This window comes from Kocuria sp. ZOR0020 (assembly GCF_000800955.1).
GTDB classification, from domain to species: domain Bacteria; phylum Actinomycetota; class Actinomycetes; order Actinomycetales; family Micrococcaceae; genus Kocuria; species Kocuria subflava.
Genome location: NZ_JROX01000066.1, coordinates 1 through 11,654 on the forward strand (window position 1 = coordinate 1; position 11,654 = coordinate 11,654).

The 11,654-nt window shown below is 65.6% G+C and carries 8 protein-coding genes and 1 pseudogene; 3 read left to right on the top strand and 6 right to left on the bottom strand.

Annotated elements, in window-relative coordinates; translation table 11 throughout:
* The 4 genes from L979_RS04615 to L979_RS04630 all read right to left on the bottom strand — a co-directional run.
* Positions 1–1,103: ferric reductase-like transmembrane domain-containing protein (locus L979_RS04615; RefSeq protein WP_052209491.1), on the bottom strand; the 1,103-nt coding region annotated here is incomplete at its 3' end.
* Between the two features lie 346 nt (positions 1,104–1,449).
* Positions 1,450–2,241: an ABC transporter ATP-binding protein gene (locus tag L979_RS04620; protein ID WP_047689830.1), complete on the bottom strand. Its 792-nt coding sequence runs from the start codon at positions 2,239–2,241 to the stop codon at positions 1,450–1,452.
* Between the two features lie 2 nt (positions 2,242–2,243).
* A complete protein-coding gene (locus tag L979_RS04625; protein ID WP_047689833.1) occupies positions 2,244–3,317 on the bottom strand; it encodes an ABC transporter permease in 1,074 nt (357 codons plus the stop codon).
* Positions 3,318–3,461: 144 nt separating this feature from the next.
* Positions 3,462–4,493: an ABC transporter substrate-binding protein gene (locus L979_RS04630; protein ID WP_052209492.1), complete on the bottom strand. Its 1,032-nt coding sequence runs from the start codon at positions 4,491–4,493 to the stop codon at positions 3,462–3,464.
* Between the two features lie 250 nt (positions 4,494–4,743).
* On the opposite strand from L979_RS04630, the gene L979_RS14420 reads away from it, so the two are divergent.
* Positions 4,744–5,274, top strand: coding sequence for a 4'-phosphopantetheinyl transferase superfamily protein (locus tag L979_RS14420; RefSeq protein ID WP_052209493.1), 531 nt, complete (start codon positions 4,744–4,746; stop codon positions 5,272–5,274).
* Here L979_RS14420 and L979_RS04640 read toward each other — a convergent pair.
* Entirely contained in the window at positions 5,264–6,574 is a 1,311-nt protein-coding gene (locus L979_RS04640; RefSeq protein ID WP_047689835.1) for a M1 family metallopeptidase, read from the bottom strand. The two genes, L979_RS14420 and L979_RS04640, sit on opposite strands and share 11 nt — an antisense overlap.
* A 47-nt stretch (positions 6,575–6,621) precedes the next feature.
* A complete protein-coding gene (locus tag L979_RS04645; protein ID WP_231559397.1) occupies positions 6,622–10,518 on the bottom strand; it encodes a Pls/PosA family non-ribosomal peptide synthetase in 3,897 nt (1,298 codons plus the stop codon).
* A 178-nt stretch (positions 10,519–10,696) separates the two neighbouring features.
* On the opposite strand from L979_RS04645, the gene L979_RS04650 reads away from it, so the two are divergent.
* Both L979_RS04650 and L979_RS04655 read left to right on the top strand, forming a co-directional pair.
* Positions 10,697–11,179, top strand: a complete 483-nt coding sequence (locus L979_RS04650) for a Fur family transcriptional regulator (protein ID WP_081993804.1) — start codon at positions 10,697–10,699, stop codon at positions 11,177–11,179.
* Between the two features lie 101 nt (positions 11,180–11,280).
* Positions 11,281–11,654: pseudogene (locus L979_RS04655) on the top strand (catalase-peroxidase); the annotation flags it as partial.

Consider the following 11,654-nt stretch of genomic DNA (forward strand, 5'->3'; position numbering starts at 1 on the left):
CAACGTACCAGGACGGCGCGGTCGGCACCGAACTGGACGCGAGTCAGAACGCCGTGTGCGCCCTCGACTGCCACCCGGGTGCCGGGTCGCAGGAACCGCATGCGTGCAGTGGCGGCCCCCGCTTCTGCCACGGTGATCCTCATGAGGTCGGTATGGGGCACGGCCAAGACGGAGAAGGGATGCGCGTGCCACATCAGGCCAGGCGCCAGGAAGCGAAAGGTCATGAACTGGCCGGGGTCCACGCCCAGCGATTCCAGGTTGCGGCCCCGCATCCACACGGACACCACACCCGGGGATTCGTTGACAACGGCTTCCACCGTCAGCCCGTGACGCATGGTGATCAGCACCGGGCGGATCACCCGGAAGCCCAGAATCAAGGCTGCAACCAGGGCATACAGACCGATCCACAAGACCTTGGCGAACCCGCTGATGAACGGCCCACCGGCGGTGATCTGGTGGAAAAAGGCCAGGATGATCCCGGCGTACAAGCTCAAGTGGATGCTCCACCACAGGCTGCGCGGCAACAAACCCCTCACCTTGGACCAAGAGGTCACCCCGCCCAGTGCAAACACCAGGGAACCCAACAGTGCCAGGATCAGATCCCCGTCCGAGAGCACAAAGCTCACGGCAGCCCCCACCGCATTTCCCGTTGCCGCAAAGGCCACCGCCAACACGGACGCCGCAATGTGTACGGCCACCAGCCCCAGTGACCACGGCCCCAGCACCTTGTGCCAGGCCATCAGTCCGTCATGACCAAACGCTCGATCCAACGCGGGGATCCGTGCGGCCAGTACCACCAGCAGCAGAATCCCCAAGGTTCCTGCTGCCGCACTCACCACGGAGACCGCATCCAGGATGCCCGCGGCCGTGACCGCAACCGGGCAGATCGAGGCCACCGTCATGGCCATGACCACACCGGCCACCAACGCCATCCCGGCCAGCCACAACGTGACTGCACGCTGGCGCCGGCCACGTTCTGCAGCGAGTTCCTGGCGGTAGGTGCCCAGGTTGGCTCGGGCGTGGATGGAGTCGGATGGTGCGGGCAGGTGGTCCGAACCCGTTAAGTATTGCGCCGCTGGCGCGGATCGCTGGTGAAGTGACATGTCTGCAGTAGATGCCCGGCTTCTGTGGGCATGGCTGCATCAAGCTGTGCTGAACCTGTGGGTTGGTGCCGGGCCGGCGTCGTCGTCGTCGTCGTCGTTCAGGAGGCTGCGGTGGAGACTGCCAGGTAACGAGGTTCGGTACGGGAAAACCACCTCTGGGTACGCAAATGACCACTCAACCGGCAGTTTCGTGGTCATTTGCGTACCCAGAGGTGGCGAAACCCGACCTGGGCACCAGCAGCGGTGTGCTAAGCGAACGGCAGGTGAGACCACAGCCAGGAGCCTGAACGGCAGGGTCGCGGGTTAGCACCCCGGGCTGGGAGGAACCGCCTGGGATGCGAGCCGCCTACTGGAGCATGGTTTTGTCGTCCAGAGCTGCGCCCTTGAGCTGGGAGAACCGGTGGAGGAGGTCCTCCGGGGTCATCTGCTTCTTCTCCCCGGGGGTGGCGTCCAGGATGATCCGGCCTTCGTGCATCATGATCAGCCGGTTGCCCACTTCCAGGGCCTGGTTCATGTTGTGGGTGACCATCAGGGTGGTCAGCCCTTGAGCCCGCACCACCTGCTTGGTCAGCCGCGTGACCAGCTCGGCACGCTGCGGGTCAAGGGCTGCAGTGTGTTCGTCCAACAGCAACACCTTGGGGTTGGAGAACGTGGCCATCAGCAAGCTCAAGGCCTGGCGCTGACCGCCGGAGAGCAACCCCACCTTGGTCTTCATCCGATTCTCCAGGCCCAGTTCCAGGACCTTGAGTTCCTCCGCAAAACGATCTCGCTTGGACCCGGACACAGCCCGCGCCAGCCCACGGAACGCTCCACGGCGATCGGCCAGGGAGAGGTTCTCCTCCACCGTCAGGTTGGGGGCCGTTCCGGCCATGGGGTCCTGGAACACCCGCCCGATCCGGGCGGCGCGTTGGAACTCCTTCTGCTTGGTGATCTCCTTGCCATCGATCTCCACTCGCCCACTGTCCTGCTGGATCCGCCCGGCAATGGTGTTGAGGATGGTGGACTTGCCTGCACCGTTGGAGCCGATGACGGTCACAAAGTCCCCGGGGCGCAGTTCCAGGGACACGTTGACCAGGGCCTTACGTTCATTGACCGTGCCCGGGAAGAACGTCTTGGACACATTGGTGATGTTCAGCATGGTCAAACCGCCTTGCTTCCGGTCGAGGACGTGCCACCCGATGCCCCTGAGCCCGTGGACCCCGCGCCCGGCGACCCCACGCCTGCGCGGTCCCCCACCACCTGGTTTGCCGCGGTGGACGGCTGGTTGGGATCGCGCTCGGGCATGGTGGCGGACGAGGTGGCTGCGGCTCCGTCGTCGGTCAGTCCGGCAGCACCACCGGAGCCCAACCCGCGCCGCCAACCGGCGATCTTGCGGAACCCGGACCACTGCGGCAGCAGCAAGGCCACGATCACCAGCAGGGCGGAGAGCAGTTTCATGTCATTGGGGTTCAGCCCGGCATTCAACGCGAACTGGATGGCCAAGCGGTAGAGCACGGCACCCAGGACCACAGCCAAAGTGGCCTGGATGACCACACGGTTGCCAAAGATCGCTTGCCCCACAATCACGGAGGCCAGGCCCACCAGGATCAGACCAATGCCCATCTGGATGTCCACAAAGCCCTGGTACTGCGCCACCAGGGCGCCTGCCACAGCTACCAGACCGTTGGAGATCATCAGGCCGTAGATCTTCTGCCGGTCCGTGGACACGGCAAAGGAGCGGATCATGAGCTCGTTGTCCCCGGTGGCTTGCAGGGCCAGCCCGGCATCGGTGTGCAGGTACCAGTCGATCACGATCTTGAACAGCAGAGCCACCACTGCCAGCACCACAATGGAGCCGATGCCGCGGCTGACGTTGCTGTAGAGCAGCGTGAACAGGGTGTCCTCACGCAGCAGTGGCACGTTGGCGGCGCCCATGATGCGCAGGTTGATGGAGTACAGACCGATCATGGTCAGGATGCCGGCCAGCAGCCCGTTGATGTTGCCCTTGGTGTGCAGCAGCCCGGTGATCAGCCCGGCCACGGCACCGGCCACGAATGCCGCAGCGGTTGCCAGGAACGGGTTCACCCCCTGGACAATCAGCACACCGGCGGTACCGGCACCTGCGGTGAACGATCCGTCCACCGTCAGATCCGGGAAGTTCAGCACGCGGAACGTCAGGTAAACGCCCAGCGCCACAATGGCGTATATCAGCCCTAGTTCGACTGCAGTAGTCATGGGTCCTCGTCAGCAGTAAATGGGGAGGGTACGCGTTGACCGTGACCACGACGCCGCCCGCTCCCCTTCCGCTGCCACGCACCGGAGGTGGTGGTTACAAAAAGGGAGACGGGCGGGTCGGGTCACGGCAAACGGTCCGTCAGATCACTGGTCGCCGGCCTCGGCGGGGTCCTGGGCCTCGACGTCCTCGCCGACCACCACGTCAGCGCGGTCGCGGACTTCCAGGGGGATGTCCACGCCCTGGGCCTCAGCAGCCTCTGGGTTGATGAAGAGCTGCAGCTCGGACTGCTGCTCCACGGCCATGGTGGCCGGGTCCTCGCCGTCGCGCAGCACGCGGATGGCCATTTCACCGGCCTGCTTGCCCAGAGCCTCGTAGTCGATGCCGTAGGTGGCAACGGCACCACGGGTCACGGAGTCACCTTCAGCGGCCAAGATGGGCAGCTGGTTCTCCTCCCCGTACTGGATGACGGTTTCCAGGGCGGAGACCACCACGTTGTCCGTGGGGACGTACACGGCATCCACGTCCAAGGACTGCAGGCCCTGCTGGACCTCGGAGGAGTTGGTCACGGTGGCTTCCTGGATCTCCAGGTCCAGCTCGGATGCGGCCTCCTTGGCCAGGTCAACCTGCACCTGGGAGTTGGCTTCCCCGGAGGAGTAGACAATTCCCACGGTCTTTACGTCCGGATCCAGTTCCTTGAGCAGTTCCAGCTGCTCCTTGACCGGGTTCATGTCTGAAGTACCGGTCACGTTGCCACCGGGCTCATCCCAGGAGTCCACCAGTCCGGCTTCCTCCGGGTCCGTCACAGCGGTGAAGATGATCGGCTTGTCCTGGATGGCCTGAGCCGCAGCCTGGGCAGTGGGGGTGGCAATGGCCAGAACCAGGTCCTTGTTGTCGTTGGCAAAGGTGCCTGCAATGTTGGAGGCAGTGGCCTGCTCACCCTGAGCGTTCTGTTCATCCCATTCAACCTCAATGCCCTCTTCCTCGAAGGCGGACTTGAAGCCCTCGCGGGCGGCGTCCAGGGACGGGTGGGAGACAATCTGGGTGATGCCGATCTGGTAGATCTCCCCGTCCCCACCGCCATCGCCATTTCCTCCGCCGTCACCACATGCGGTGAGCGCCAGAGCTGCGACGCCGGTCAGTGCGGCGACCTTGAAGAAATTGTTCCGTCCGGACATGGATCCTCCTGGTGGTGCGGGTTGCGGATCGGTGGTGCAATGGTGGTGCCGGCGCGATCCTTGAGGGTGAAAAGATCTCCCGTGAGTGGCATCAAGTATCCCCCGTCACGTGCCTGCCGCTGAGGTCACCACAGGTGCGCGCCGGAACAGGTGATGTGACTTGAGTCACTGTCGAGACCTTAGCATCATATATGACCGCTTGGTCAGGAGATCGGGCATTCAGGAGCACATCACGGACGTTCACATCAGGATGGCGCCAGCCAATGACCTGCACCGGACACTTGGTGAGCTGGCAGCCCAGATCACTGGGGATCCGTCCGTTCGGCTCACCCACTCCTGTACCGCGTGCGGCAGTTCTGAGCACGGCCGACCCGTTCTGCTGAGCTCGGCTGGCGCATTCGGGGTGTCCCTGTCACGCCCTCGAACGGGTGCGCTCGGCGTGGTGGCCGTGTGCCGGGACAGTACCCTTGGCATTGACCTGGAGACCGCAGGTGCCGCCGCCTTCCCCCACTTTGAGACCGTGGCCGTTCACCCCCGTGAACACTGCCCCGACGACGACGCCCGTACCCTGCTGTGGGTCCGCAAAGAAGCCCTGCTCAAAGCCCATGGAACGGGACTGATCACTCATCCACGCAGCATCCGACTGGCACCGGATGGCACCGTGCTGGAGGGGCCGGCAGCCACCATTCTGGACGTGGATCTTGGTCCGGAGTGGACCTGCGCCGTCGCCGTGCTGCAGCCCGGCGCATCCCGGGAGAACATCCGGGTGATCAGGAGCTGAGCACCGGCAGAGGCGGCAATTCGGAGCGGTGCAGCCATGCTTGGAGCAGGTCATCCACCTGAGCGCCTGCGGCACCGGCCCAGCGCAGGCAATGCGCCTCAAAGTCATCCGTGGTCACCGTGCCCCCGGCGTGCTCCCGGGTCCAGCTGCGCAGGAGGTCAAAGAACACGGCATCCCCCAGCTCCGCGCGCAGGGCGTGCAAGGTCAGGGCACCGCGTTTGTAGACCCAGTCGTCAAACATGTTGCGCACCCCAGGATCTGCCAGGGTGCGGAACACGGGTGTGGAGGACGAGGCGGCGTGGTGCTCTGCAGCTCGATCCTGTGCGGACACGGATCCCCCGCGGTGCTCGGACCACAGCCATTCGGCGTAGCAGGCAAAGCCCTCATGCAGCCAGATGTCACTGAGCTGGCGGCCCGTCACGCTGTTGCCGAACCACTGGTGTGCCAGTTCATGGGCCACCAGGCGCTCGTTGTTCCACTCCGGTGCCACCAGATTGAGCCCGAACGTGCTCAAACCCTGAGCCTCCAGTGGAATCTCTAGGTCATCATCCACCACCACGGCGCGGTATTCCGCAAACGGGTAGGGGCCGAACACCTGGGAGAAGTACTCCACCATCTCCGCCTGACGTTCAAAGGCCGACCCATGCCCCACATGCACCGTGCGGGGGTGCACCACCTCCACGGGCACGGAGGCCGGACGTTTCTGTACTACGTACGGCCCGATCTGAACCGTGGCCAGATACGGCGCCATGGGCCGGTCCATCACATACGTCCAGGTGCGGGTGGCCCCACTGCGGGTGGAATCCGTCAGGGTTCCGTTGGCCACCACGTGGTATTCGGGATCGGTGGTGACTTCAATGCGGTAGGTGGCTTTGTCTGCGGCGTCGTTGTTGCAGGGGAACCAACCGGGGGCGCCCTGCGGCTGGGAACCCACCATGGATCCGTCCGTGAGTTCCTCCCAACCGGCAGCCCCGTGCACACCGGGCACCGGGCGTGGGGTGCCGGTGAGCTTGAACTCCAGGAGGAACCGGTTTCCAGGGACGCGATCGCCCACCTCAACGGTCACGCGCTGGCCGCGGTGCCGGAACTTGGCCGGGCGGCCGTCCAGCAGCACTTTGCCCAGGCGCAGACCGTAGAGGTCAACATCGATCCGGGACGTGGCCTCCACGATCTCCACGTAGAGCTGAGCCTGTTCCTCCAACCGGTTGGATGACACCTTGTACCTGAGCTTGAGGTCGTAGTGGGACACCCGGTAGCGGGTGTCTCCGTGCCCTCTCAGGTACGGGTCTGGGTTGGTCATTCGGCTCCGATCAGGGCTGGTGGTACGTGGGCTGACAGTCCGGAAGTCTAGTCCGCCTCCTCCACCCACGGCCCTATGGGGTTGCCGATCCACCGGGTCTTGTCCGGTGCCGATTCCCCGCGCATGACCAGGGAACCGGGTCCCACGGTGGCGTAGCGCCCCAAGGTGGCGGCCGGGAGGATCACGGAGTTGGGCCCCAGCGTGGCGCCAGGACCAAGACAGACGGTGTCCATGGCCAGCACACGGTCATGGAACAGGTGAGTTTGCACCACAGATCCACGGTTGACGGTCACGGCATCCCCCAACTCGATCAGATCGTGTTCGGGCAGCCAGTAGGTCTCACTCCACACCCCGCGCCCCACTCGAGCGCCCATGGAGGCAAAGTACAGATTCAGCACGGGGGTGCCGGGCACAAAACGCAGCAGCCACGGGACGGCCACTGCTTCCACAAAGGTGTCCGCCAATTCCCCCCGCCACACGAATCCGGACCACAGCGGATGTTCTGACGGTTTCCACCGACCCACCAACAGCCACTTGGCAAGCAACGCAGCAGTCACAGCCAGTACGCCAACCCCCAGGAGCACGACACCGGAGACCACCGCCGCCGCCCACAGCCCCCACGTGGAGGCCACCACGGCGAGCGCCCCGAAAACCACCAGGTACAGGGCCATGTGGACCAGCAGGGAGAGGATCCGGCAGGTCTCAATCACTCCGCGCAGAATCCGCAGGCCGGTGGAGGGTTCATAGGTGCGGGATGAGTCGACGTCGCTGTGGGTGCGGCGCAGTTTCTCCGGCGGGGAGCCCACCCAGGACAACCCTGCCTTGGCGCTCTTGCGACGCGGTGCCGCGGAGAGCACGGCCACCAGGGATTCCTTGGGGACTTTGCGCCCTGGGGCGGTCATCCCGGAGTTGCCCACAAAGGCGCCGCGGCCAATCTTCACGCGTTCCACCCGCAGCCATCCCCCACCCAGTTCATAACCGCCGATCAAGGTGTCATCGGCCAGAAAGGCCCGGGCACCCACACGGGTCAAGCTGGGGATCATCAACACGGTAGAGGCCTCGGCATCGCGGCCCACCCGAGCTCCCAGTGCCCGCAGCCACCACGTGGTGGCCATCCCGGCGTAGAGGGGGAACAGCCAGGTGCGGGCTTCATCCATCAGGCGCAGCGTGGTCCAGGTCTGCAGTGCACGCAGGCCTTGGACCGGATGTGGACCGCCCTCCAGCCCCAGGGCACAGAGCCGAATCAGGACCAGGATCATCAGGGCCAAGGTGGCGTAACCGGCCAACGCAGCCAGCGGCAGCCACAGTGCTGCGGTCAGCAGGGCATCTCCCAAGGAGGTGGTGGCACGCAGCGGCAGCCACAGCACAGCCAGGCCCACCAGCGTTGCCACGGCAGGCAGCGCGGAGATCAGCGTTCCGGCCAGTCCGTACAGCACGCTGAACACGGGTCGGTTCTTGGGCCGCGGACCCCACGGACCACGCGCGTCCCCCACGGGTGCTGCCGGGCAGCCGGACCACCGCTGTTGCTCCCCCACGGGGCCGAACACCGTGGAGCCCGGGGCGATTTCCGCATCCGCACCGATCCGCGCACCTGGCGCAAGGGTGGAGCGGGCACCCACGCGGGCGCGTTTGCCCACACGGATGTGCCCCACGTGCACGGTGGCGCCGTCGATCCAGTGTCCCTGCAGGTCCACTTCCGGTTCGATCGAGCTTCCGTTGCCCAGGGTCAGGAACCCGGTCACCGGTGGCATGGCGTGGAGGTCCACGTCCCGGCCCACCTGACACCCCAGCCAGCGGGCGTACCAGCGCATCATGCCGGCCTCACCCACGTGCCCCACGCCCATTTCCTCCGCAAACCGCTCGGCCAGCCACAACCGCAGATGCGTTCGGCCACCGCGCCGGTAGGTACCGGGGCGTACCCCGGCCAGGATTGCCCGGACCACGACGGCGGTGACCGCCAACCGTCCCGGTGCCAACACCAGCAACACCCAGGCCAGGCCCAACACCCACCACGGCGCCAGGCCAACGCTTTGAGCGGGAAGGGACCACCCCAGCAGATCCGCCACGCGGACACCCAGTGCCAACCACAGGAGCAGGCGCAATCCGCTGATGGTACGCAAACCCACCAGGGCCACCATCTGGGCGGCCTGTGTCAGGCGGGAGACGGGCTGGACCTGCTCATTGAGCCGACCCACGGGCGTTTCCAGGGTGTCCAGCCAGGCGGCAAAGTCACCGATGGTGGGGTGTTCGTAGACATCGGCCACGGTGGCATTGACGTGGCGTTCACGCACCCGCGCCACGATCTGCGCTGCCGTCAGGGAGCCTCCACCCAGGGCAAAGAAGTCTTCCTCCGCTGCGCTGGGTCGCGATCCCAGGACGTCGTTCCAGATCTCCGCCAACCATGCGCCGGTCTGGCCCAGACCTGCGGAGGAGGTAGTACCGTCGTCTGGCAGGGGCCAGGGCAGGGCGTCGCGGTCGATCTTGCCGCTGGTGCGCGTGGGGAGATCCTCCACCACCGCCAGGCGCGGCACCAAGGCGGCGGGCATGTCAGCGCGCAACCGGTCCAAGCTGGCGGTGCGGTCAAACGTGGAGTCCACGGTCAGGTACCCCACAATCAGCGAGTTGCCGCTGCCCGTTTTCCGGACCGCAGCGGCTGCTCCCACCACGCCGGGCAGTGCCAGCAGGGAGGCATCGATCTCCCCGAGTTCAATGCGGCGCCCGCCCACTTTGACCTGGTCATCGGCGCGGCCTTTGAACAGCAGCCCGGCGGGGTCGTTGACCACCACATCCCCGGATCGGTAGGCGCGCTCCCACCCCAGGGTTGGCATGGGCGCGTATTTCTCGGCGTCCTTGGCCGGGTCCAGGTAGCGGGCCAGTCCCACGCCGCCAATGATCAGTTCCCCGGTTTCGCCTTCCGGGACCGGGTGCCCGGAAGCGTCCACCACGGCCAGGTCCCAACCATCCAGCGGCAGGCCGATGCGCACCGGGGGCTCACCGGTCAACTGTGCGGCGCAGGCCACCACGGTGGCCTCCGTGGGCCCGTAGGTGTTCCACACCTCCCGATCGGCATTGGCCAAGCGAGCGCCGATCTCCGGTGGGCAGGCCTCCCCGCCCAGGATCAACAGACGGACGGCAGCCAGGGCTTCGGGCGGCCACAGGGAGACCAGGGTGGGCACAGTGGAGACCACCGTGACGTTGTTGGCCACCAACCACGGCCCCAGGTCCATACCGGAACGCACCAGGGAACGTGGGGCGGGCACCAGGCAGGCACCGTGGGCCCAGGCCAGCCACATTTCCTCACAACTGGCGTCAAAAGCCACGGAGAGCCCGGCCATCACACGGTCCCCCGGCGCCATGGGCTTGCGTTGCAGGAACAGCCGGGATTCGGCGTCCACAAAAGCTGCTGCGCTGCGGTGACTGACGGCCACCCCCTTGGGCTTGCCCGTGGACCCGGAGGTGAAAATCACCCAGCAGTCATCGGTCAACGACGGCGCCGCCGGGGTGAGTGCCGTACGCATCTGCGGCAGGCGGCTGGTGACCACACGGTCTGCCGTGATCACGGCGGCCACCTGGGCTTCTGAAAACACCGTGCGGGCACGTTCATCCGGGTCATCGGCATCCACGGGAACATAGGCGGCACCTGCAAGCAGGATGCCCATGATGGCCACGTACAGATCGGCCGTTCCGGACGGCACCCGCACGCCCACTTTGTCCCCGGCGCCCACCCCCAGGTGCGCCAGCTCGGCGGCAATCTCACCAGCTGCCTGGTGGAACTCGGTGTAGGTCAACACCGATCCGGCCGCATCCAGCGCCGGGGAGTCTCCGTGGTTCTGGACGGTTTCCAGGAAAACGTCCACCAAGGTGCGGGGCTCGGCAGCCCGGTCACCGGCCAGCAGCGGGCTGCGCGACGGCGGGTGAGGAACGTGATGGGGTGCATCGGTCACGCGGGAATTATCCCAAAACCCAGGCGGACCGGCGGCAGAATCGACATGTCCACAAGATGACGTGCGCAGCGTCATGGACATGCTCGCAAGCCCACGACGCGGTCTTGAAAACCTACATCTCATGAGGCAAGGCACGCCTTTCTTGAAGGATTCCAATTAACCAGGCACCATGGTGTTCATGAGCACCATCACAACCGATGAGCTGCCGGAACGCGCCATGTTGCGTGATGCCGGTCTGCGGGTCACTCGACCCCGCGTGGCAGTGCTCGTAGCCCTGCACCGCAACCAGCACGCGGATGCCGCAGCGATTCTGGAAGCGGTACGGCAGGAGAATCCGTCCGTGTCTCACCAGGCTGTCTACGACTGCCTGCATGCGCTCACGGAAGCCGGCCTGGTCCGCTCATTGCAGCCGGCCGGATCTTCCGCCCTGTACGAGATCCGACGCAATGACAACCACCATCACCTGGTGTGCCGCGGATGCGCGCAGCTGGTGGACGTCCCGTGCTCCACCGGTCAGGCCCCCTGCCTGCACCTGGACGAGAACCACGGGTACTTAGTGGACGAGGCAGAGATCTACTACTGGGGCTTGTGCCCGGACTGCCGCAAGCAGCCTGACCGGGAGGCGGCAGCGTCGTCGTCGTCGCCGTCCAAGGTCACCTGAGAACCCAACTTTCCAGACCCCAAGGTTTGTCCCGATTGAAAGGAACAGAAGTGAGCACTGAGAACCTGCCTCATGGCGATGACTCCACCACCGTCGGTGAGATGACTGAGACCGAGGCCACCGGTCTGCCGGAGCAGCCGGTTCAGGAGTCCTCCGAAGGCAAGTGCCCGGTTGCGCACGGCGCCTCCCTGCCGCACCCGACCTCCGGCGACGCCAACCAGCAGTGGTGGCCCAACCGGTTGAACCTGAAGATCCTGGCCAAGGAACAGCCGGTGATCAACCCGCACGATCCCGACTTTGACTACCCCGCCGCCTTTGAGGCGCTGGATCTGGCTGAGGTCAAGCAGAGCATTGCGGAGGTGCTGACCACTTCCAAGGACTGGTGGCCCGCTGACTTTGGCAACTACGGACCGTTCATGATCCGTATGGCCTGGCACTCCGCGGGCACCTACCGGTCACAGGATGGCCGCGGCGG

Coding starts and splice junctions, on each gene's coding strand:
- L979_RS04620 (WP_047689830.1), bottom strand. CDS start 2,241: ATGCTGAACATCACCAATGTGTCCAAGACGTTCTTCCCGGGCACGGTC.
- L979_RS04625 (WP_047689833.1), bottom strand. CDS start 3,317: ATGACTACTGCAGTCGAACTAGGGCTGATATACGCCATTGTGGCGCTG.
- L979_RS04630 (WP_052209492.1), bottom strand. CDS start 4,493: ATGTCCGGACGGAACAATTTCTTCAAGGTCGCCGCACTGACCGGCGTC.
- L979_RS14420 (WP_052209493.1), top strand. CDS start 4,744: ATGGCGCCAGCCAATGACCTGCACCGGACACTTGGTGAGCTGGCAGCC.
- L979_RS04640 (WP_047689835.1), bottom strand. CDS start 6,574: ATGACCAACCCAGACCCGTACCTGAGAGGGCACGGAGACACCCGCTAC.
- L979_RS04650 (WP_081993804.1), top strand. CDS start 10,697: ATGAGCACCATCACAACCGATGAGCTGCCGGAACGCGCCATGTTGCGT.